Below are 20,317 nucleotides of genomic sequence, written 5' to 3' on the forward strand. Positions count from 1 at the left end.
TTATCCAAGGACACGAAAGTATGCTTAACCGGTTAAAACAACTTCAAACATCAACCAAAGGCTACGTTGGCATTCCAATCGTCTTGCTAATGATATTAGCAATGGTGATTCTTCCTTTGCCTCCTCTGCTACTGGATGCGCTGTTTACCTTTAATATCGTCTTAGCAATCCTAGTATTGCTGGTCAGCACAACCGCAAAGCGACCATTAGATTTCTCTGTTTTTCCAACTATTTTGCTGGTCGCAACATTATTACGTCTCACATTGAACGTGGCTTCTACGCGAATTGTACTCCTAGAAGGACATAATGGTGGTGACGCAGCGGGTAAGGTCATTCAAGCATTCGGTGAAGTCGTCATTGGCGGTAACTACGTCGTTGGTATGGTGGTTTTCGTCATCTTGATGATCATCAACTTCGTCGTAATCACCAAAGGTGGTGAACGTATTTCTGAGGTTTCAGCCCGCTTTACGTTGGATGCTTTACCAGGCAAACAAATGGCAATTGATGCCGACTTAAACGCTGGCCTTATCGATCAGGAAACGGCTCGCTTACGCCGTAAAGAAGTCGCCAACGAAGCCGATTTTCATGGTTCGATGGATGGTGCATCAAAGTTTGTGCGTGGCGATGCCATCGCAGGTTTGTTGATTCTGTTTATCAATATCATTGGTGGTATCAGTATTGGTGTCTTCGAGCATGGACTCGCTGCGTCTGACGCCTTTAAAACTTATGCCCTACTCACAATCGGTGATGGTCTAGTTGCTCAAATTCCTTCACTACTATTGGCAACGGCTGCCGCGATTATCGTTACGCGAATTAATGATAGCGATAATGGCATGTCGGAAACCATGCAAAAGCAATTACTGGCAACTCCTGCAACGCTATTTACTGTCGCAGGTATTATGGCGGTAATCGGTATGGTACCGGGTATGCCACACCTAGCCTTTTTTGCGTTTGCTGGCGCATTAGCGTTCGCAGGGTGGCGTCAAATCAAGAAGCCAGTGCAAGACTCCCAGATTGAAGAGGTCGAAGCACTTTCACAAGCAATGCAAGACGATGATACACCGCTGACATGGGATGATATTCCTCACGTCCAAACATTATCACTTGCGCTTGGTTACCGACTCGTCCATCTAGTCAACAAAGAACAAGGGGCACCTTTATCACAACGAATTCGCGGTGTGCGTCGAAACCTTTCTGAACAAGTTGGCTTTTTATTACCTGAAGTTCGTATTCGTGACAACCTGAGCCTCAAGCCAAACCAATACACAATTTCTCTAAATGGCGAAGTCATTGAGCAAGGCTTTATTGAACCAGAGCGTTTAATGGCGATAGCGGTTGGCGAAACTTACGGTGAGGTAGATGGCATTTTGGGTAGCGATCCTGCTTATCAGTTGCCAGCTGTATGGATTGAGCATCAAGATAAAGCAAAAGCACTTAATATGGGTTACCAAGTTGTCGATGATGGCACTGTTATTGCCACTCATATTAGTAAAATCATGAAGACAAACCTTGCAGAATTGTTTACGCACGACGATGTGGAAGCAATAACCCAGCGTTTGACACAACAAGCCCCGAAACTAGCAGAAGCATTAGCAGCAGCACTTAATCCAGCGCAGCAGCTGAAAGTATATCGTCAGCTTTTATTGGACCAAGTGCCACTAAAAGATATTCGCACGATTGCCAACACAATGTTGGAATCCGCGGAAAATACAAAGGACCCGATCCTACTTGCATCTGATGTGCGCTGTGCACTAAAGCGTACGCTTGTTAACTTAATTGCAGGACAAAAGAACGAGTTAAATGTCTACGCACTGTCTGATGAGCTAGAACAAATGCTACTAACTTCACTGCAACAAGCACAATCTTCTGGTACGGTAACACTAGATAGCTTCCCAATTGAGCCAAACATTCTTGGTCAGTTCCAACAAAACTTGCCATTGATTAGACAACAGCTTAAACAACAGGGGCTACCTCCGATCCTTCTCGTTATGCCACAGCTGCGCCCTCTTCTAGCGCGTTACGCTCGCACATTTACACAAGGGCTGGCAGTATTGTCTTACAACGAAATCCCAGAAAACAAACAAATCAATGTGGTAGGAAACCTTGGTTAATCTTATTTCAACACATGCGATGTACGAACATTTGGTTGGTCTCGCAGTACAACACATCGTCACGGATGACGATCAATTAGTCTTTGATGCTTTAAAACACAATGATGTCCAACACGCATGCCAAGCAATTAGGGAAGCTCAATCAGGGGAAGTAGAATTCCAACACCTGACGTTGAGATTTGGTATGCGTGGAGAACAAAGTGTCTATCAATTCAAACTCTCTGAACAAATGCAGTACTGCCTGGATTTGTTCAGTCTTTACCTTGCACTAAGACAAACACAATTTCAGTTAGAAGCCTTTCATCACGACTTGATTAGTAATGTTGTCGTGCCGATTCGCGTGGATGCATTACTTTGGGAGCCTGGGGTTTATTTTCTCGAACAGACGATTCAATTCCACTCTTCTGCTTTTCAACATGTGATTCCTTCTCTTCAAGCTGATGAAACGTTATGTGATCGTGATAAAGTCGCCACACTCACCAAAAAGTTAAAAGAGAATGCATATTCACTTTGGTTTGAAGTCGCGACATCGCAAGTGAACTTCGAACGCGTCGCAGACTTTAGTCCCGATATGATCAAATTGTCAGTCACACTAGAGGATAAAGAAGAAAGACACGCTTTCCTACCTATTGCTAAGTTCTTAAGAAAGCATAAATATACTTGGGTTGCCGGACGTGTAGCGAGTCAAACGGAACTTAACCGCTATCGTTTATTGGGTGCCAGTTATTATTTTGGTTATTTCAGCGATATCCCAACCTCTCTCTCCTTTCAGTCTTTTGATGAGGAATAGTTGAAACTCAACCATTTATATTTAAAACAGCACGATTTATTCGTGCTGTTTTTTTATTTATAACGGATAACCACAAGATCATTGGGCAATAGTTTCTTTAACTTAACTAAAAAATTTAGGCTTATATGATGATTTTCCCGGTTTTCATGGAATACAAATCACTAAAAATCATCAATTTTTATCTTTTTTAGAAATTTTTTAATTTTCAAATTAATCATTAAAGCCGACCGACCGCCTCTAGTTAGTGACAAGGGAATATCCCGAGGCCTGAAAGATATAGTGACTAACTAAGGAGACTAAGATGGCTTTATCAATGCACACTAACTACGCTTCGCTTGTAACTCAAAACACAATGAACACAACAAGCGGACTTCTAAACACAGCAATGGAACGTCTAAGCACAGGCTACCGTGTGAACTCAGCTGCTGATGACGCTGCTGGTCTTCAAATTGCTAACCGTCTAGAAGCGCAAACACGCGGCATGTCAGTAGCAATGCGTAACGCACAAGACGGCATCTCTATGATGCAAACTGCTGAAGGTGCGATGGATGAAATGACAAACATCGTTTACCGTATGAACGACCTTGCTACACAATCGTTGAACGGTTCAAACAGTGCAACAGACCGTGCGTCTCTTAACAAAGAGTTCACACAGCTTACTGCAGAACTAAACAACATCGTAGACAACACTAAGTTCGGTGGTCAAAACCTTCTTAAAGGCGGCGGCTTCGGTGCAGGTGACGTAACATTCCAAATCGGTGCATCTTCTGCTGAAACATTGACTGTAAGCGCAAGCGCAGGTATCGGTGAAATCACTACTATCCTTGCTGATGCAGCAATTACAGATGGTATCGATGACGCGACTAAAGCAAAAGCAGCACTAGACAAAATCAGCGGCGCTGACGGTCTAGTAGAAAAAATTGGTAGCTCTCGTGCAGACTTCGGTGCGAACATCAACCGTCTTGAGCACACTATGGCTAACCTTGGTAACATGGTAGAAAACGTTACAGCATCTAAAGGTCGTATCATGGATACAGACTTTGCAGTAGAGTCTTCAAACATGACTAAGAACCAAATGTTGATGCAAGCAGGTACAACTGTTCTGTCTCAAACTAACCAGCTTCCAAGCATGGCAATGTCACTACTACGCTAATTACTTAGTTAATAGTGCGCTTAATTTAAATCGTCTTAATTATAAAGCCTTCCTATGGAAGGCTTTATTTTTATCTACGAATATAAATAGAGCTCGTATTATCTTTGTGAGATTCAGGCACTCTGAATCCGAACTTCAACATAATATTGAATAAAACCTTATTAAACAGTTCTAATTCTATCGTCTCTAATTTACTTCCTATTTTACTATCTCTAAGTTCAGGAAAATTGAACTTAGCTTCCTTTAAGATACTAGCTATCTCATCAGAATTGATGCTCTGTTTACTTAATAGTTTTTTGTTAATGAACTCTTCATATGCACGAGCACATTTCATCAATCGTAACGCAAATTCATTCATAACTGACATTCTTTGAAACGTAAAAAATTTAATTTTTAGTGAGAACACTTGCACATCGCACTATCAAAAATAATATCAGAACGCAATTAATGCACTCTGTAAGAATTATCTGAATCAAGCTGAAGTAAAGGCTGAATATAACGTCTAATTAAAACATCTCTCCTAATTAGAACCGTCAATACAATTAAATATTTTCTTTGTTTAGGTCGCCTTTTCTTATAAGGAAATTACTTTTTCCATGGAGGAAGGCGGAACAAACAAGGTGGAAACACCACTTCCTCCCAAGAAAACAAAATAGCTTTAAACCTTTGTTTTAATTGAATTTAATATACGGCACGCATCTTGCCAATGATAATTAAACTAAGGCGTAGCATTCAAAGTATTCAAGCCAATAAGAGATGAGAGGAGCACACCTCATGAGTTCTTTAGACCCAGTAAAAATGGCAACCCAATTCGCACAATTGGACACAAACCCATTCAAAAACCGTTACCAAGCGCAAGCTAATGTGTACCAGTCACAACTGTCAGCTTTTAATAAAGTTGAAAGCGCACTACGTGATTTTCGTACTGCAATGAAAGAGATGAATAACAGCACAAACAGCATCATCAAAAACAGTGCGACACTCTCTCAAGAAGGTAACTTTACTGCAAACGCGGATGCTAAAGCGCTAACGGGTAACTATCAGATTTTTGTAGAAAAAGTGGCAACGGCGCATCAAGTATCTACAGGAATGCCTGCAGACCTTGAGGCGACGACAGAAGTACCAACTACTGGATCTTTAGAATTCACCATCAACGGTGAAACAATGACTCTAGACTTGTCCTCCGTTGATGTTAATGGTGACGGCACTGCAACGATCAGCGATTTAGCCAGTGCGATTAACAATCACACGGACAACCCTGGCGTTAACGCCACTCTAGTTCGCTCGAATGGTCAAACACACTTTATGCTATCGAGCACTGAGACTGGTGTCGAAAATAAGATCAACGTATCTGCATCGGGTACTGGCCAAGCGTGGTTTGAAGACGCCTTCACCAACCTCAAGCAAATCAACGCTCCGCAAGATGCGGTTATGTGGCTAGGTGCAAAAGACTCAGGCCTGAAACTAACCAACGCAAGTAATACTTTTGAAGGTGTCATCGACGGTGTTGACATTACCGTATCTAAACCGCAAGCCGCGGGAGATTCTCCAATCGGTTTAAAAATTGGAGCTGATAGCGAAGGCACTAAAGAACAACTAGATAAGTTTGTGGAAACCTACAATGCCCTTGTTTCGACAATCGATCAGTACACCCAAATTGGCGGTGAAGATCAGAAACGCGGCGTGCTCGCTAGCGACTCGACATTGCGTTCTATTGAGAGTCAGTTAACGGGGTTAATCCGAGGTGAACACCATGGTATGCGCCTAAGCGAAATCGGCGTGAGCCTAGACCGCAACGGTAAAATGAAAGTTGATCAAGAAAAGTTCAAAGAAGCTCAACAAACAAACAGCGCAGGCTTAGAGGCGTTGTTTAATGGGGATGACGCTTTGCTAGATTCTCTTGACGCGATGGTAGAACCTTTCTTGAAGTTCTCATCAGGTACCTTCAGCACGCGTAAAGACGCAATACAGTCAAGCTTAGACCGAATCAAAGATAAACAAACCAATTTAGAGCGTAAGTACGAAATGTCGTACAACCGCTATCTCAAACAATTCACTCAAATGAATTCAATTATGACCCAAATGAACCAAACCATGTCCATGTTTAATGCTCAAAAATAAGACATTTGGTTCCAAATTTAGGAGAAATATTCATGCTTATGGATTCTGGTTACGATTCGTACCAACAAGTCGATCTCGACGCTCAAGCGGCAGCAGCAAATCCACACCAATTAGTCATCATGTTAATCGATGGCCTACTCGATGAAGTTGAACGTATTCGCGGCCACCTAGCCGCAAATCGTTTGGCTGAGAAAGGGAATGGAATCAACAAATGCATGAACATCTTGATTGGACTAACAAGTGCTTTAGATGATGAAAACGGCGGTGAAATTGCGGAAAACCTACGCCAGCTGTATGACTTCTGCCAAGTCGAACTTTATTACGCTAGCGTGCAAAACGATGCAAATCGCTTGGTTAACGTTGAGCGTGTAATGGGTAACATTCGTGAAGGTTGGATGAATTTTGGACAACAAGCATAAAGTATCGCCAGAGCGATTCCGTCATTTATCTCAGCTCATCCAGTTCGCCGCAAAAACGGCCGATTGGCATGCGCTCAAGCGGTACGACTTGCAGTTGCGAGAGCTTTTGATCAGTCACAAGCCTTTTTTGAAAGATCCTAAGCTTGCCCCTGAAATCCAGCGAGCGAAAACAGTGCACGCTAATGCTTTCGCAGTATTAGAGAAGTCGACCAACGAGTTGAAAAAAGAGATGAACATGGTCAATGACCATCAAGAACGCGCTATGGCCTATCAATTAGCAATGACCATGGAGCTAACTCAATGATCATACCTTCTTCAACTCAGCACTCGGGTAATTCGCCAGCTAACAATGAGGGTCACATCAAGCAAGCGAACTCGGTACACGGCTTTTCTCATGGTTTTAAATCAGGGAACAAGCAGAATGGTGAGCAAAACTTTAACTCTGCGTCAGCGGTACCGAGTTTTCACCTTACGGCCTCTACTTTGAACAGCGCAAACAAAGTACAAAGTCATGGTTTTGATACTGATGACCGCTCAGCTTCAGATCCGGATGCCAGCTTGACCAGTACACCAGGGTTAACAGAATCGACTGATCTTGCAGCGCAAGCTCAAGCTTTAACCCAGGGTATGATTACCATGGCAGAGAAGCAGGCTGAGAAACTAGGAAAAGCGTCATCTTTAATGACTGCGAGCGAAGTTAAGTCTGTTACTCAAGATTCGTCTAACGCTATGTTAAACACATCATCAAAACAAGATGTGAAGCAAAGTCTGCCGACTTCATCGAGTTCGCGTTTGCCTATCTCCGGTGCTGAGTTTCAAACTCTTTTGAATCAACCTGTTCAAGGCCAACCAACCGCATCTCTACTTCAAGCACAAGCTCCTACAACACAACCTGCACATTCACCGGTTGCGACGAGTCATGTTCAAGCTCAAGGCTCTGAGTGGGCAGCGGTGCGTGTTGATACCACTGCCGGAAAGTGGGGGGAGCAAATGATGCAAGTTTTACATGATCGCGTGACGCTCCAAGCTCAACAAAATGTACAAGAAGCAAAAATCCGCCTAGACCCACCAGACTTGGGGAAACTGGATTTACTTGTACGTGTTGAAGGTGACCGATTGAGTGTCCACATCAACGCCAATACCGCAGCAACACGAGAAGCTTTAATGCAAGTTTCGGAACGATTGCGTACTGAGTTACAAGAGCAAAACTTCGTTCATGTCGATGTCAATGTTGGCTCTGATCAAAACCAAGGTCGAAATGACCCACATGCAAACGAAGAAGACGCCAATATTTTCGCCGCACGAGAATCTGGTGCATTCCAAACCACGACAACAACTAACTATTCAGAACACTGGCTAAGCACTCAAGCTTAGTGAATCTTCGAGGAAAAAGGTTATGACCAAACAACAAATGATCGCCCTGTTTATCGCCATGATCATCACCAGTGCCCTCGTTTCGGCCGTCACAATTATGGGCGGAATCTGGTACTTAAACAAACACGCTCAAGAGTCACCTGACTCTGGTTCACTGATCGAAGACTCTCCACTGTCTTTTTTGGTCACAGAACAACCGACAAACAAAGGTCCTAGCTTCCATCCTTTGGACAAAGTCGTTTTGACCGTTAAAGGCAAGAAACAGACTCACTTTGTGATGCTAGAACTGGCAATTGAGACACGCCGCCCAGAGCGTATCAAAGAGATCGATGAATACATGCCTATGGTACAAAACTCTCTATTAAAACTGTTTAGCGACAAAACGTTTGATCAGTTACAGCAAGCGGGTGCCATCGATATTCTGCAAGACGAAGTGAAGCAAACGCTTCTACTCGCTTTTGCTAAAACAGACATCGTCCGAGAAATCGACGATGTTTTGTTGACTAAATATGTTGTGCAATAACGGAGCACAACCATGTTAGACATGAATGTACAAGACACTTACACCACAGAAGAGGAAGTGACAACACCGTCACGACCAATTGATGAAAACGCATTGCTACAACGTCATCAGGTCATGGTAAAACGCGTAGTTAACCAGCTGCGCGTTCATGCCACTTCTCACTGTAGTATTGAAGATATGCAGCAGATAGGCCTTATCGCTCTAGTCGAGGCTGGACGCCGATATGGCGATGTTGACGATCCTCACTTTCCTGCTTTCGCCGTTTGTCGAGTTCGGGGAGCTATTTTAGACGAATTACGCCGACTAGATTGGCGTTCACGTAAGACTCGTCAACAAGCCCACGAGCTCAACGACGTGACTCGAGATCTCACTCGAACGTTAGGTCGAATGCCAACGGATGCCGAAATCATCCAGGCTTTAGGGACGAATGAGCAAGATTATTACAACCGCCAAAATGCCGCTCTCGCAGGCGAGATGCAAAGCCTTGACCAACTGATGGAGAGCAGCGGTGATAGCTACATTGGCGGGCAATACGATGGCATGGAACATGAACATATTCGTCGTAGTTTAGACAGTGCTTTGGGTAAATTACCTAAGCGCGATCAACTGCTCCTGACTCTGTTCTATCAACATGAACTCAACTTACACGAAATAGCTCTGGTATTGGATCTGACACCACCTCGTATATGTCAGCTTCACAAACAAGCGCTGAAACAACTCAACCAATTAATGTCCTCTTAGGAGTCACAAGATGCAAAAGTTTTTTGGAGTGCTCACTATCCTGGTGTGCGTCTTCGGTGGATATATGTGGGCCGGTGGTAGCTTAGGTGCTATCTGGCAGCCAGCCGAATTCCTTATCATTATTGGCGCCGCTGCTGGTTCTTTGATCATCGGTAATCCGCCTCATGTACTGAAAGAAATGCGTCGCCAAGTGCCAGCGACCATTAAAGGTCCAACAGAAGAGCATGAGTACTACATGGAATTAATGGCACTACTCAACAACTTGCTAGAGACAGCGAGAAACCGCGGATACAAGTTTCTGGATTCTCATATTGAGGCTCCGGAGCAAAGCTCTATGTTCCTCGCTTACCCGACGATCGCAGAAGATCATCGCCTAATTTCTTTCATTACTGACAATTTACGTTTAATGGCAATGGGACAGATGTCGCCTCATGAATTAGAGGGACTGCTAGAGCAAGAAATCGAAGCAATACAGAACGAAATGCTTTTACCTTCACGCTCACTACAGCGTACAGCTGAAGCACTACCTGGCTTCGGTATTCTTGCAGCAGTTGGTGGCATCATTATCACCATGCAAGCTATTGATGGCTCAATCGCTATGATTGGTTATCACGTTGCGGCAGCTCTCGTTGGTACATTCATTGGTATTTTCGGTTGTTACTGTGGCTTAGATCCACTAAGTAACGCCATGGCTCAGCGAGTAAAACGTAATATGACTGCTTTTGAGTGCGTTCGTGCAACCTTGGTTGCCTACGTAGCGAAAAAGCCGACATTGCTCGCCATTGACGCTGGTCGTAAACATATTCAGCTAGACATCAAACCAACATTCAACCAAATGGAGAAGTGGTTAGCTGAACAGGAGGGATAATGCAAAAACAAGAGCATGTAGTGTTCAAACGTGCCAAAGTATACAGCCATGATGAGTCGTCTCATGGCGGCGCGTGGAAAGTCGCGTTTGCTGACTTCATGATCGCCCTAATGGCGCTGTTTCTTGTACTTTGGGTTATGCAGGTGGTAGACAAAGAAGAGCGTAAAGCGATTGTTGCCCACTTGCATAGTTCAAGCGTATTCGACAAGAGTTACGGCAACCCATTTGATACGTCACAAAGTATTTCTCCTATCGACTTGGCACAGGACTCTTCTGTGCCAAGTAAACACAACTCCAACCATGTAGTAAGCTCTTACTTTAAAGGTGATGGGGATGGACCAGAAATTGATTCTTTGATTCCTGGTAACTTCGATACTCAAGAGCAACTTGCCGCACTAGCAAAAGTAATTGAGCAAATGACTGCCCAAATTAATGCGCAGGGAAATGTAAACGTCACGGTGACACCACAAGGTTTGCGTATCGTCCTTCAAGATGATTACAAACAGCATATGTTCAGCCGTGGTGGTGCAGAACTTACTCCTTTTTTTGAAGATTTACTGCTCGCACTAGCACCTGTATTTCATCGTGTTAACAACCCTCTGATCATCAGCGGACACACAGATGCAATTCCATTTAAAAAGCGTTTTGGTCGTCAATCTAACTGGGCGTTATCAGCCTCTCGAGCAGACGTAGCAAGAAATACGTTAGTTGAAGGCGGTATGCCGGACGATAGAGTAATGCAGGTAACGGGTATGTCAGATAGAGCGCTGCTTAATCCTGATGAGCCAGATTCTAGCGAAAACCGTCGTATTGAGCTGTTTGTTTTAACGACTCCTGCCGCTAAAGTGCTTGAAACCCTTTTTGGCAACCACCAAGAAAGTGAACTGCAAAAAGCGAAAGATAAGGCTGAATTTAACCAACCAGTCATTCGTCAAGAAGTCATCAATTACTCCGGCGATACCGCCACCAGCGAAGTAAAAATTCAAGAATTATAATCTTAAAAGGTCACCACTCTGATGGTGACCTCTCTAACCAAAGCCTCTGTTACTGTGACTTTTTAGTTGAGTTCTATATGCACATAACATCATCCGAAAAAAGAAAAAGCGACTTACTGAAGAAAGCCTTTTTATGGCTCATTGTCTTCGATTACCTTTTATTGGCGTTTTTCTTAACTCAGCTATCAAGTATGACACTAAACAGCGGAACCATGATCAGCTTGTTACTTGTTGTTTATAACGTCTTACTTGTTTCGCTATGTTTTCAACGAACCAACAAGCAGGACTCTTACATTATCTACCCTGTTTTGTCCGCAACGTTATTAGCATTTGTCTGCTTTCTTTACTTCTTTTTTTTAATTTAGCTCCCCGACTCGACCATTGATTTTATTTTTACTGCTTTTTCGAAGTGGTCGAGCTGATGAGTCTGAATCCACCACGTAGCCGCTTCCATCAACAGCTCTGGGTCGTCATTTTTATTAGCGAAAAACGCATAAAATGAGAGACCAACCAATTCACCTTTACTCGCGATCTTTTTGTCACAGACCTCTATAATTTTGTCTCTCAGCGAAGCTCTCATTTCTAACCCCTTAACCTAGTACATACTCACTAACCATACGGTTGAAAGAAATCAAATCAAACGAGCCTTTAATTTCAAAACGCACTCTTCCCACCTCACTCATGAAGAACTCGATTTCACAATCCAAATCAAAAGTACCAGAGGTCTCGATAGAAAATGCATTGATCTTACTGTAAGGCAAAGAAGTGTAATCCACTTTTGAGCCGGTAATCCCTTGCACATTTGCCGCTATCACTCGCTTGTTCGTAAACACCACTTGGTCACGAACTGTTTTAAAAGCAGCGAAAATAGTCTCACCATCAATCAAGAACTTAAGGAAGTCTTCTCTGGCATTAGAAACGTCAATCGGCTTAAGCTTAAATACAGAGGAATTGTCGAAATCAATCATAATTAATCCTTTGAGTGGGCGTTAGAACGAATTATCAACGTATCAGATAGCACCACTTTTGCCTACTCGCAACGCACGTTTCTGCTTGATTCGCCCAACAACGAAGCGTCACTCACTTCCACCCTTGCATCCATTGCTCAGAGTCTTTTAGGTCTTGCCAGTTCATCTCTCGGTCGCGTTTACTCATGACTGCCTCGATGACACATCTCACAACGTTACCATCTTCATCTAGTTCCATTTCTGTCACGACAAAATGCTTCTCTTTGTTTTTAGGTGAAATTGCCGTCCATTTACTGTGCAATAGTTTCTTAGGGTGGATTCTGTTCATCGCATTGTACCAATTTAACTACCATGTTGATGTATACGACTGAATACCAAGAGAGAATCAGATTTTGTTTTTGCAAACCGACAAAAGATAAAACCGCAAAAGAGATCACTCCCTTTCGCGGCTCTAACTACAATCCGACTAGGTCTTCTGACCATTCAGTCGAGGGTTTAGGTACTGATTTTGTAGCAACTGTAACCCTTTACCGACCAGAACAATCACTACCGCGCCAATCAGGACAGGCGTGAAGAGAAAACTCCATCCCTGCCCAGACGCCATGATCAAAATTGGATTTGCACCCGCAGGTGGATGAGTGGTCTTCGTAATCAGCATCGCAGAAACACCTAGCCCCGTCGCAATCGCGAGCGTGACCGGCGTGACGTCAACATACTGGCTAAACGCAATACCGATAGATGCCGTAATGAAGTGACCAATGATAACGTTTTTTGGTTGAGCGAGAGGGCTGCTAGGCACCCCAAACACCAACACCGCCGTAGCACCAAATGGCGCCATGAGAAGTACTACCTCAGTAAGAGATACCTCGGCGTAGGACAATACGCCAATAGCCAACGTAGCGCCAAGCCCGGCAACCAACGATAAAATTAAATTATTCATAAATACCTCAAAAGTAGACCGAATTGTCTACAAAATAAAATAGACAAATCTGTCTACCTTTGTCAATATGTATTTATGGAACTTTTTGAGGACGTAGTTATGAACAAAAAGAAACAGTTATTGATCGACACAGCTTTGTCACTGTTTTATAAACAAGGCATCAACTCTATTGGCATCAATGAAGTCCTCAATGTTTCCGGCGTGGCTAAACGCACGCTATATAACCATTTTGAGAGCAAAGAAGCGCTTATCATCGCCGCATTAGAACAACGCCACCAAGTATTTATGGAATGGTTGGAGGAAAAGCTTTCTTCAGCACAAACGTGCGCGGAGGTGATCGATCAGTTATTTACAGCACTCAACGGCTGGTTTCATGGCTCTGAAGAAAAGTTGGGCGAGTTTCGCGGTTGCTTTTTCATCAATACGTCCGCGGAATTCAGTGACGACAGTGGCGAGATCGCAACGTATTGCCGCTACCATAAACAGCAAGTCAGAGAGCTAATTCAACGCTATCTCAAATCAGAAAACGCTTCATTACTCGATGCCATTTGCATCATGAAAGAGGGCGCGATCACTACCGCTTACATGACGAAAGAGTACGACAACGTCACGAAGAAATGCGTGACCATTTTGCACAAGCTTTAATGCGTTCAGGTATAGTCATTTGCGGATTAAGTATTCAAACCAAAGGCACCAATCGGTGCCTTTTGTTTTAGTTAATCAGTGTACTTACAGCTCGTGCTCAGTACGTGCGATGATGTCGTCTTGCGCATCTGGTGATAGCGCGGTGAAAAACGCTGAGTAGCCTGCAACTCGTACAACAAGATCACGATATTGCTCTGGGTTCTTCTTCGCAGCTAGCAAGGTCTCACGAGAAACGATGTTGTACTGAACATGCCAGCCTTTGTGGTGGTTGAAGAAGGTACGAATCAACATAGAAAGCTTGAGCTTATCCCCTTCAGACTCAACCGCTGCCGGACTTAATTTCTGGTTAAGCAGCACGCCACCAAGAATCTTATTCGCTTGGATCTTACCGACCGAGTTGTACACTGCCGTTGGACCTAAACGGTCTGAGCCAGACGATGGGCTTGCACCTTCTGCCAATGGCGTTTTCGCTTTACGACCGTCCGGCGTTGCCATGGTTGAGGCTCCGAATGGGACGTTTGCCGAAATACTTGATGTACCAGCGTAGTAACCGCCGCCAATTGGACCTCGACCATGACGCGTATTAACAAACTGCTCTAGCTCATCAATGTACACTTGGTACGCATCTGACAGTAGTTGGTCTACTGCGTCATCATCGTTACCGTATTTTGGTGCAAAGTTGATAAGACGTTGGCGAAGCTGCTCGTTCTCCATTCCGTCGAAATCTTCAGCCAATGCTTTTGCTAGCTGTTGTTGTGAGATAAGAGGCTGAGTAATCTGCGCGTCATCGAAAACAAGGTGCTTGATGGCTGCTAGGCTGTTACCCAAGTTCGCGATACCGACTTGCAAGCCAGATACCCAATCGTATTTCGCGCCACCTTCTTTCACAGTTTTACCGCGAGCCAAACAGTCATCCACCAGCGTTGAACAGAAGATGTCTTGTGCCTGCTGTTCAAGCACACTGTCGACTACCGTATCAATCTCAATCGATTTACGGGTGTAGTAGCGGATTTGCTCTGCCCAAGAAGCCGTCACTTGCTCAAAGTTCTCAAAGTTACCTTTTGCTAATGACTTATCGTGCGGCAAGAAGGCTTTACCCGTTGTTGCATCCACACCTTCGTTCAATGAAGCGAGCAGGATACGAGCGAAGTTAATGAAGCTCATGCCCGTACAACGGTAACCCCATTTGCCGGGAACCGCAGTCTCGATACAGCCGATAGAGGCGTAGTTGTAAGCGTCTTCTTTCTCTACGCCAAGCTTGATGAATTCAGGGATGACAATCTCATCGTTGTTGAACGCAGGCATACCGAAGCCGCATTTAATCACTTCGATACAACCCATCAGGAATTCTTGGTTCAAACCTTCATGGTAACGCACACTCAAGTTAGGTTGCGTCGAACGTAACTGACCACAAGATTCTAGAATCGCCCAAGAAAGGGGATTCACTGCGTCTTCAGGCTCACCCTTTTCATTCAACTTCTGACCACCGATACACACGTTTTGATACAGCGGAGAACCTGCCGATGCTTTCGAGTGCGCACCAGAGCGGATCTTGTTTACTTCAAGCAGCTTCAACCAACAGCTTTGTAAAAGCTCTAATGCAAAGTCTTTCTCAATTGTGCCGTTTTCGATATCACGAACATAAAACTCGTTGAGGAACTGGTCCATACGACCGAAAGAAACCGAGTGACCGTTCGATTCGATTTGTAGCATCAATTGAACAAAGTAGCTCAATTGCAGTGCTTGCCAGAAGTTTTCTGGTGCGTGACTTGCTACATGACGACAGTTTGCCGCAATGCTTTCTAACTCAGCTTTGCGCAGCGGGCGCGTCTCTTCAAGCGCCATTTTTGCCGCCAATTCAGCGTAGCTCACCATGTGATCTTGAATCGCAAGCAGCACGATTTCGACTGATTTATAGAACTGCTCTTTCTTCAAGCCTTCAAAGGTCGAAACATCATTGTTAGCACGGTGCTGACGAACATCCTCTAACAAACCGTTCATGCCTAGTTTAAGAATTTTCTCGTTATCCACCGCAAGGTGCGCATCACCAGAAGTCATGTTGCCTTCAGCTTTAATGATGGTGCTGGCTAAGATCTCTTGCTGCTCATCAGTAAACAAACCATAACAACGGTCTTGAACGGTTTTACCGCGCCAATATGGTGTGATGCTGTGGATGCTTTGCTTATCTTCTTCAGTGACCGCAAAACCTGCACCAGGACGGTCGGCTAGCTCATCAATTTCCGCTTCAATCCAACGCACTGTGTATTCTGGGAAAATAGGCGCAGCGCGTACTTTGCTCGCTTGGTTACCGACGATTAGCTCATCGTGTTTAATCCAAATAGTACGAGTGCGTAAGTGCTCTTGCAGTGCTAGCGCACGTTGAACAATCACAGGTTTGTCTTCGTTTGCTTGATAAGCACGAGTGTATGCCTCTGCGCGCTCGGTACAGACAGGTGGCGTTACGATATTTACCAGTGCCGATTTGTGCGCTTTGATACGCTCAGGAAGGTAATTCAGGTCCATAGTTAACCTCTTACAATCACGTTAAGTTGGGTGTTTTCGCTTGCGTATTGCATGGCGCTTTCTAGCAGTTCTGGTTTGTTTAATGGCTTGTCAGAACACTCGTAAGGCATATCGAGCAAACGGTATTTATTGATGCCGAGCGTGTGGTACGGCAGCAAGTGAAGTTCTTGGCAGCTTTCTAGTGAAGCCGCAAAATCGATGATGTCTTTCAACTCTTCGATGGTGTCATTGAACCCCGGCACAACGGGAACGCGAATCACAATGCGTTTCGCGATAGGTGCCAGTTTTCGGAAATTGTCTTTGATGCGTTTTAGTGAACCTTTCGCCCAGCTAAGAAACTTTTCTTCGTCGGTATGCTTTAAATCCGCCAACCAGCAATCAATATGCGGCGCGGCTTTTTCGACGTTCTTCCACGGCACATGCATGCACGATTCAATAGCCGTAGAGACTTGGTTGTCATGCAGACGCTGCGCGAGTTCTGCCACCAAATCGGCTTGCATGAGTGGCTCACCACCGGAGAAGGTCACACCACCTTGGCTTTGGTCGTAGAAAGGTTTGTCTTTCATCAAGGTGTCGAACAACATGTCTGATTTCGCTTCTTCACCGCAGACGGTCAGTGCTTGCGTAGGACAGACGTTTCGCAGCGCGATCAGTTGGTCTTCTTTGATGGCTTTGCGATTGATGATGATCTGGTTGTCGATGCGTTGAATACCATCGCTCACCGTTTCACTACCCGCAGTAGATTGAGTTGTAGCTTGATAAGCAGAAACGCACAGCTGGCAATCTTCCATGCAGCTTCGCTGATCAAACAACAGTGAATGCTTTTCGCTGCGACTTTCTGGGTTTTGACACCAAGGGCAAGACAAGCTGCATCCTTTAAGAAAAAGAATGGAACGAATGCCATCGCCATCATGGGTAGAGAATCGTTGAATATTGAAATACATCTCTGCTTGCCTCTTGGTCTGTGCTACCGCTGTGTACCTAATTCGTTTCTTTCTTACTGGTTAAGTCTTATGAGCGGTTTTTCTTTGTTCGAACTGAAAGCTTCATTTGAGCGTTTACAAGTTTCACTCAGCTTTCATTTAATGAAATTATTATAGTTTCAAATGAAATCTCAATTGATCAAAATCAAGATCTCGTTCGATTGTCAGATCTATAGTGATCCCATCATCAAAACGAAGATTTTGTTTAAGGTAGAAACCATGATCGAACTTTATTTAGATACTGCTGATGTGGCAGAAGTAAAACGCTTTAACCAATGCCTACCGCTAAAAGGCGTGACGACAAACCCAAGCATTTTGGCGAAGTCAAAACAGGGACTGAATGAAACCCTAGCAGGCATGCAAGAAGCACTTGGCGGGACACCTCGCTTTCACGCTCAAGTAGTGAGTTCAACCGTCGAAGGCATGGTGGCAGAAGCACGCCAATTGAATGAATTGCCTTACGACATGGTGGTAAAAGTGCCAGCAACAGAAACAGGCTTAGCTGCAATTAAGCTAATGAAAAAAGAGGGAATTCAGGTTCTTGCTACCGCTATCTATTCAGCTCAACAAGGTTTCCTTGCAGCACTGTGCGGTGCAGACTACCTAGCACCTTACGTAAACCGCATTGATACGATGAACGGCAACGGTGTTGAAGTGGTCGCGGATCTTCAATTGTTGCTCGATCAAAACCAACTACCAGCGAAGATTTTGGCAGCCAGTTTCAAGAATACTCAACAAGCGATGGAGGTGATGAAACTGGGCATCGAAGCGATTACTCTACCAACTGATGTGGCGGCACAAATGTTCGCTCACCCAGCAGTAAAACCGGCGGTTGAACAGTTCGATAAAGACTGGAAAGAGACGTTCGGCGAGAAACTTTCATTTGAAAGCTAATTAAAAGTAGCAGCGAGATGTCTTAGTTAGGGTCTATTGAACTTTCACGGTTAAATTTTGTTCGAGATAAAAGCGTTTTAATCGCGGCGAGAGGTTTGCCGCCTAGTCATTCTAAGCAATTACCTCTCAACAAAGAGTAAAACGCTTTTAGCCGAACCCTTCGGGCAGCGTTTGTGGTTCATTTATACTTCATTACCGGCTTATCAGTTACACCAACTACATTTCAAATGTCTCTGCCTCATATAAATACCCACAAATAGCTGCAAAAATCAGCTTGAAAGCTCAATAGACCCTATTAATAAAGGGAATCTTAACTCACCCTGTGCGCCGGTGAGTTTAAGATTCCCTTTTGTATTTCATATAAACAGGTGAGGTTTACAGCAGTTCTCTATTGGTCAGTGACCAAAGGTACACGCGCTTGAGTAAACTGATTTTGATCCTTTTACGAATACCTCGTTTGGAATGTCGGAATCGGTTTGGTAGCGCAATGGCTTTCATCTCGGTTTTCATTTCTTTTCCATCCACCAACACAGTAGACCTCCGATGCAGTAAGCCAGCAGATCTTTCCAATCAAATGTAGCGCCCAAAATTACAGCCAGAGGCGATGAAGATTCGATACCAAGCCAAGCTGCAACCTGAAGCAATTGCCCCAACTCGACAGCAAACGCAATCAACACCACCAATGAAACCAGCCAGTTAACGGGCATAGAGAACATACTTGCAAGAAAGTAGTAGAGCCAAACCACAACGAGAACATCACCAACTGTCGGACGAATAAAGCTGTCTCGAACATAGAGCGCAATAACGACCAATGCGATAAAACACACCAAGCTTTTCAGTCCATTTTTTACCGAAAATCGCAGGTGGATAGCGCACGTTTCTTCCACCATATTGCTTGGTTGACCAGTAAGAGTGACTCGTTTAAACATCTTCATGATTCGCCTTTGCACTTTCTTCTGCTTTCTTATTTCGTGCGTACCAGTCGATGTTGCGTGTAATAACCATAGTGAAGCTCAGAATCGCGAAACACAGTAATGTACCCATGACCAATGCGTAGCTTTCTGCTTGTAGCAAGCCAAACAGTAATCCGTAGAGAGTAAGTAAACACGCTCCGAATATCGCGCCGTGTTTGGTGTTGCTCAACATACCGCTCACATACACACTTAAAAGCCCCGTCGATGCGACTGCTGACACCACATACGCCCAGTTAAAGCCGAGGTGTTCACTCATCGAAATCAGCAATAGATAGAAAAGCGCTAAAGCCAGACCAATAAAACCGTATTGTACTGGGTGAACCGGACGCGCTTGGAACAGCTCCAGCAAGAAGAAACTCGCAAACACTAATGTGATAACCAACAGTGAATAGTTCACAGCTCGGTGGGATTTCAAATAGTGGTCCACGGGATCAATCAAATCTACGCCCATTTGTCGCTGTTCAAGCTCGTGACAAGCGTGATTCGATGACAAACAGCTTTGGAACAGCTGCGCGATATTGGTTGAGAAGTTGTTGCTCGCCCATTGTGCGTTAAATCCATCTTCAGATACCTCTGACGACACCGGTAAGTAATCACCGATAAAGCTTGGATGTGCCCAAGTTGAAGAGAGTTCAACCGTTGTTTGACTGCCGATTGGTGTGACTTGAAGCTGCCCCATCCCTTGCAGCAAGAAGTTAAGATCGAACGCCAAAGGTTGTTCTGCGTTTAGGTCTGCGAGTGTCAGATCACTGTGGAAGCCTTGTGGTAACTGATCTAACCCCGTTCCCGGTGCGACTTCGATATCAGAACTCGCCATGGTCATGTCATCCAAACGAATCAATCCGCGGCTGTCTTCAATACCAACCACTAGGCTCATGTTTTCAATATCAAGCCCCTGCAATGCCGTGAGATCGTCTGCATCGAAAGTGCCTTTCAGTGCCACTTGTGCTTTGTATAAACGCGCACGGTAAATGCCTCGGTACTTTTCAAAACTGTCCAGATTCGCGCTCATATCAAAAGTGCTAGGTAAAAGAAATTTACGACGCTCTTTAATCTGTACTTTGTCATCTCGGTAACTGGTTTCGGTGTAGTTAACCATGATGAATGGACCAATGATGCGCTGCTCGCCGCTGCTGCTGCGTGCGATGTCGTTTCTGACTTCATCTTGGCGATATGAGCGCTCTGAGATCAACCCTGTGACCATTGAGAGCGGGATTTGCAGTAAGACAAACAAAAACAGCACGAAGGCGAACTTCATGCCGAGTTGGTTAGTGAGGATCTTTTTCATGTTTCAT

General features: G+C 44.4%; 24 protein-coding genes. 14 read left to right on the top strand and 10 right to left on the bottom strand.

Features of this window, described 5'->3' with window-relative positions:
* The first annotated feature begins 20 nt into the window (after positions 1-20).
* From flhA to lafA, 3 genes are all read left to right on the top strand, one after another.
* The gene (gene flhA, locus R7Q38_RS09995; RefSeq protein WP_239939045.1) at positions 21-2,111 is read left to right on the top strand and encodes a flagellar biosynthesis protein FlhA; all 2,091 of its coding nucleotides are present in this window, start codon (positions 21-23) and stop codon (positions 2,109-2,111) included.
* 19 nt (positions 2,112-2,130) lie between these two features.
* Complete coding sequence (locus tag R7Q38_RS10000; protein WP_005375023.1) at positions 2,131-2,901, top strand: EAL domain-containing protein; 771 nt, start codon at positions 2,131-2,133, stop codon at positions 2,899-2,901.
* Between the two features lie 301 nt (positions 2,902-3,202).
* Positions 3,203-4,054 (top strand): lateral flagellin LafA, encoded by an 852-nt coding sequence (gene lafA / locus R7Q38_RS10005; protein WP_005375019.1) that lies wholly within the window; start codon positions 3,203-3,205, stop codon positions 4,052-4,054.
* A gap of 70 nt (positions 4,055-4,124) precedes the next feature.
* Here lafA and R7Q38_RS10010 read toward each other — a convergent pair whose 3' ends face one another.
* Complete coding sequence (locus R7Q38_RS10010; protein ID WP_005375016.1) at positions 4,125-4,412, bottom strand: hypothetical protein; 288 nt, start codon at positions 4,410-4,412, stop codon at positions 4,125-4,127.
* Between the two features lie 416 nt (positions 4,413-4,828).
* Here R7Q38_RS10010 and fliD point away from each other — a divergent pair, with 416 nt between their 5' ends.
* The 9 genes from fliD (at position 4,829) to R7Q38_RS10055 (ending at position 11,460) form a co-directional block, all read left to right on the top strand.
* The gene (gene fliD / locus R7Q38_RS10015; protein WP_318114208.1) at positions 4,829-6,175 is read left to right on the top strand and encodes a flagellar filament capping protein FliD; all 1,347 of its coding nucleotides are present in this window, start codon (positions 4,829-4,831) and stop codon (positions 6,173-6,175) included.
* A gap of 32 nt (positions 6,176-6,207) precedes the next feature.
* On the top strand, positions 6,208-6,594 hold the full coding sequence (fliS, locus tag R7Q38_RS10020; RefSeq protein WP_005375014.1) for a flagellar export chaperone FliS: 387 nt from the start codon (positions 6,208-6,210) through the stop codon (positions 6,592-6,594).
* Positions 6,578-6,898, top strand: a complete 321-nt coding sequence (locus tag R7Q38_RS10025; protein WP_005375013.1) for a hypothetical protein — start codon at positions 6,578-6,580, stop codon at positions 6,896-6,898. Before fliS ends, R7Q38_RS10025 begins: the two co-directional genes overlap by 17 nt.
* Positions 6,895-7,968: a flagellar hook-length control protein FliK gene (locus R7Q38_RS10030; RefSeq protein WP_239939043.1), complete on the top strand. Its 1,074-nt coding sequence runs from the start codon at positions 6,895-6,897 to the stop codon at positions 7,966-7,968. Before R7Q38_RS10025 ends, R7Q38_RS10030 begins: the two co-directional genes overlap by 4 nt.
* A gap of 22 nt (positions 7,969-7,990) precedes the next feature.
* A complete protein-coding gene (gene fliL, locus R7Q38_RS10035) occupies positions 7,991-8,491 on the top strand; it encodes a flagellar basal body-associated protein FliL (protein ID WP_239939042.1) in 501 nt (166 codons plus the stop codon).
* Positions 8,492-8,503: 12 nt separating this feature from the next.
* Positions 8,504-9,232, top strand: coding sequence for a FliA/WhiG family RNA polymerase sigma factor (locus tag R7Q38_RS10040; protein ID WP_005375008.1), 729 nt, complete (start codon positions 8,504-8,506; stop codon positions 9,230-9,232).
* Between the two features lie 10 nt (positions 9,233-9,242).
* On the top strand, positions 9,243-10,100 hold the full coding sequence (motA, locus tag R7Q38_RS10045) for a flagellar motor stator protein MotA (protein WP_005375006.1): 858 nt from the start codon (positions 9,243-9,245) through the stop codon (positions 10,098-10,100).
* Positions 10,100-11,095 carry a flagellar motor protein MotB gene (locus R7Q38_RS10050; RefSeq protein ID WP_005375003.1) on the top strand — a complete coding sequence of 332 codons (996 nt, stop codon included), beginning with the start codon at positions 10,100-10,102 and terminating at the stop codon, positions 11,093-11,095. Before motA ends, R7Q38_RS10050 begins: the two co-directional genes overlap by 1 nt.
* Before the next feature lie 77 nt (positions 11,096-11,172).
* Positions 11,173-11,460, top strand: coding sequence for a hypothetical protein (locus tag R7Q38_RS10055; RefSeq protein ID WP_005375002.1), 288 nt, complete (start codon positions 11,173-11,175; stop codon positions 11,458-11,460).
* On the opposite strand, the gene R7Q38_RS10060 is transcribed toward R7Q38_RS10055, so the two are convergent.
* The 4 genes from R7Q38_RS10060 to R7Q38_RS10075 all read right to left on the bottom strand — a co-directional run bounded on the left by R7Q38_RS10060 (position 11,457) and on the right by R7Q38_RS10075 (position 13,003).
* Complete coding sequence (locus tag R7Q38_RS10060) at positions 11,457-11,675, bottom strand: DUF6500 family protein (protein WP_017634431.1); 219 nt, start codon at positions 11,673-11,675, stop codon at positions 11,457-11,459. The two genes, R7Q38_RS10055 and R7Q38_RS10060, sit on opposite strands and share 4 nt — an antisense overlap.
* 10 nt (positions 11,676-11,685) lie before the next feature.
* Positions 11,686-12,063, bottom strand: coding sequence for a PH domain-containing protein (locus tag R7Q38_RS10065; protein ID WP_005386881.1), 378 nt, complete (start codon positions 12,061-12,063; stop codon positions 11,686-11,688).
* Positions 12,064-12,175: 112 nt separating this feature from the next.
* Positions 12,176-12,391: a TIGR02450 family Trp-rich protein gene (locus tag R7Q38_RS10070; protein ID WP_005374999.1), complete on the bottom strand. Its 216-nt coding sequence runs from the start codon at positions 12,389-12,391 to the stop codon at positions 12,176-12,178.
* A gap of 138 nt (positions 12,392-12,529) precedes the next feature.
* Complete coding sequence (locus R7Q38_RS10075) at positions 12,530-13,003, bottom strand: HPP family protein (RefSeq protein ID WP_064354938.1); 474 nt, start codon at positions 13,001-13,003, stop codon at positions 12,530-12,532.
* A gap of 99 nt (positions 13,004-13,102) precedes the next feature.
* Between R7Q38_RS10075 and R7Q38_RS10080 the strand changes: the two genes are divergently transcribed.
* A complete protein-coding gene (locus R7Q38_RS10080) occupies positions 13,103-13,648 on the top strand; it encodes a TetR/AcrR family transcriptional regulator (protein WP_042521682.1) in 546 nt (181 codons plus the stop codon).
* A gap of 84 nt (positions 13,649-13,732) precedes the next feature.
* Here R7Q38_RS10080 and R7Q38_RS10085 read toward each other — a convergent pair whose 3' ends face one another.
* Both R7Q38_RS10085 and R7Q38_RS10090 read right to left on the bottom strand, forming a co-directional pair.
* Positions 13,733-16,171 carry a formate C-acetyltransferase/glycerol dehydratase family glycyl radical enzyme gene (locus R7Q38_RS10085; RefSeq protein WP_239939041.1) on the bottom strand — a complete coding sequence of 813 codons (2,439 nt, stop codon included), beginning with the start codon at positions 16,169-16,171 and terminating at the stop codon, positions 13,733-13,735.
* Between the two features lie 2 nt (positions 16,172-16,173).
* A complete protein-coding gene (locus tag R7Q38_RS10090; protein WP_078609981.1) occupies positions 16,174-17,115 on the bottom strand; it encodes a glycyl-radical enzyme activating protein in 942 nt (313 codons plus the stop codon).
* Positions 17,116-17,373: 258 nt separating this feature from the next.
* Here R7Q38_RS10090 and R7Q38_RS10095 point away from each other — a divergent pair, with 258 nt between their 5' ends.
* A complete protein-coding gene (locus tag R7Q38_RS10095) occupies positions 17,374-18,048 on the top strand; it encodes a fructose-6-phosphate aldolase (protein WP_053304029.1) in 675 nt (224 codons plus the stop codon).
* Positions 18,049-18,423: 375 nt separating this feature from the next.
* Here R7Q38_RS10095 and R7Q38_RS10100 read toward each other — a convergent pair whose 3' ends face one another.
* The 3 genes from R7Q38_RS10100 to creD are packed head-to-tail and all read right to left on the bottom strand — an operon-like array spanning position 18,424 to position 20,310.
* Positions 18,424-18,558 carry a hypothetical protein gene (locus tag R7Q38_RS10100; protein ID WP_270022347.1) on the bottom strand — a complete coding sequence of 45 codons (135 nt, stop codon included), beginning with the start codon at positions 18,556-18,558 and terminating at the stop codon, positions 18,424-18,426.
* Positions 18,555-18,983: a DUF2809 domain-containing protein gene (locus R7Q38_RS10105; RefSeq protein WP_045483953.1), complete on the bottom strand. Its 429-nt coding sequence runs from the start codon at positions 18,981-18,983 to the stop codon at positions 18,555-18,557. The genes R7Q38_RS10100 and R7Q38_RS10105 overlap by 4 nt, the downstream gene beginning before the upstream one ends.
* A complete protein-coding gene (gene creD / locus R7Q38_RS10110) occupies positions 18,970-20,310 on the bottom strand; it encodes a cell envelope integrity protein CreD (RefSeq protein WP_239939040.1) in 1,341 nt (446 codons plus the stop codon). Before creD ends, R7Q38_RS10105 begins: the two co-directional genes overlap by 14 nt.
* Positions 20,311-20,317: the final 7 nt, after the last annotated feature.

This window comes from Vibrio sp. Vb0598 (genome assembly GCF_033338935.1).
In the GTDB taxonomy this organism is placed as follows: Bacteria; Pseudomonadota; Gammaproteobacteria; order Enterobacterales; family Vibrionaceae; genus Vibrio; species Vibrio alginolyticus.

Coding starts and splice junctions, on each gene's coding strand:
- R7Q38_RS10095 (WP_053304029.1), top strand. CDS start 17,374: ATGATCGAACTTTATTTAGATACTGCTGATGTGGCAGAAGTAAAACGC.
- lafA (WP_005375019.1), top strand. CDS start 3,203: ATGGCTTTATCAATGCACACTAACTACGCTTCGCTTGTAACTCAAAAC.
- R7Q38_RS10040 (WP_005375008.1), top strand. CDS start 8,504: ATGTTAGACATGAATGTACAAGACACTTACACCACAGAAGAGGAAGTG.
- R7Q38_RS10030 (WP_239939043.1), top strand. CDS start 6,895: ATGATCATACCTTCTTCAACTCAGCACTCGGGTAATTCGCCAGCTAAC.
- R7Q38_RS10085 (WP_239939041.1), bottom strand. CDS start 16,171: ATGGACCTGAATTACCTTCCTGAGCGTATCAAAGCGCACAAATCGGCA.
- R7Q38_RS10090 (WP_078609981.1), bottom strand. CDS start 17,115: ATGTATTTCAATATTCAACGATTCTCTACCCATGATGGCGATGGCATT.
- fliD (WP_318114208.1), top strand. CDS start 4,829: ATGAGTTCTTTAGACCCAGTAAAAATGGCAACCCAATTCGCACAATTG.
- R7Q38_RS10075 (WP_064354938.1), bottom strand. CDS start 13,003: ATGAATAATTTAATTTTATCGTTGGTTGCCGGGCTTGGCGCTACGTTG.
- R7Q38_RS10100 (WP_270022347.1), bottom strand. CDS start 18,558: ATGAAAACCGAGATGAAAGCCATTGCGCTACCAAACCGATTCCGACAT.
- R7Q38_RS10010 (WP_005375016.1), bottom strand. CDS start 4,412: ATGAATGAATTTGCGTTACGATTGATGAAATGTGCTCGTGCATATGAA.
- R7Q38_RS10000 (WP_005375023.1), top strand. CDS start 2,131: ATGTACGAACATTTGGTTGGTCTCGCAGTACAACACATCGTCACGGAT.
- R7Q38_RS10070 (WP_005374999.1), bottom strand. CDS start 12,391: ATGAACAGAATCCACCCTAAGAAACTATTGCACAGTAAATGGACGGCA.
- R7Q38_RS10105 (WP_045483953.1), bottom strand. CDS start 18,983: ATGAAGATGTTTAAACGAGTCACTCTTACTGGTCAACCAAGCAATATG.
- fliL (WP_239939042.1), top strand. CDS start 7,991: ATGACCAAACAACAAATGATCGCCCTGTTTATCGCCATGATCATCACC.
- flhA (WP_239939045.1), top strand. CDS start 21: ATGCTTAACCGGTTAAAACAACTTCAAACATCAACCAAAGGCTACGTT.
- R7Q38_RS10065 (WP_005386881.1), bottom strand. CDS start 12,063: ATGATTGATTTCGACAATTCCTCTGTATTTAAGCTTAAGCCGATTGAC.
- fliS (WP_005375014.1), top strand. CDS start 6,208: ATGCTTATGGATTCTGGTTACGATTCGTACCAACAAGTCGATCTCGAC.
- R7Q38_RS10060 (WP_017634431.1), bottom strand. CDS start 11,675: ATGAGAGCTTCGCTGAGAGACAAAATTATAGAGGTCTGTGACAAAAAG.
- creD (WP_239939040.1), bottom strand. CDS start 20,310: ATGAAAAAGATCCTCACTAACCAACTCGGCATGAAGTTCGCCTTCGTG.
- R7Q38_RS10080 (WP_042521682.1), top strand. CDS start 13,103: ATGAACAAAAAGAAACAGTTATTGATCGACACAGCTTTGTCACTGTTT.
- R7Q38_RS10055 (WP_005375002.1), top strand. CDS start 11,173: ATGCACATAACATCATCCGAAAAAAGAAAAAGCGACTTACTGAAGAAA.
- motA (WP_005375006.1), top strand. CDS start 9,243: ATGCAAAAGTTTTTTGGAGTGCTCACTATCCTGGTGTGCGTCTTCGGT.
- R7Q38_RS10050 (WP_005375003.1), top strand. CDS start 10,100: ATGCAAAAACAAGAGCATGTAGTGTTCAAACGTGCCAAAGTATACAGC.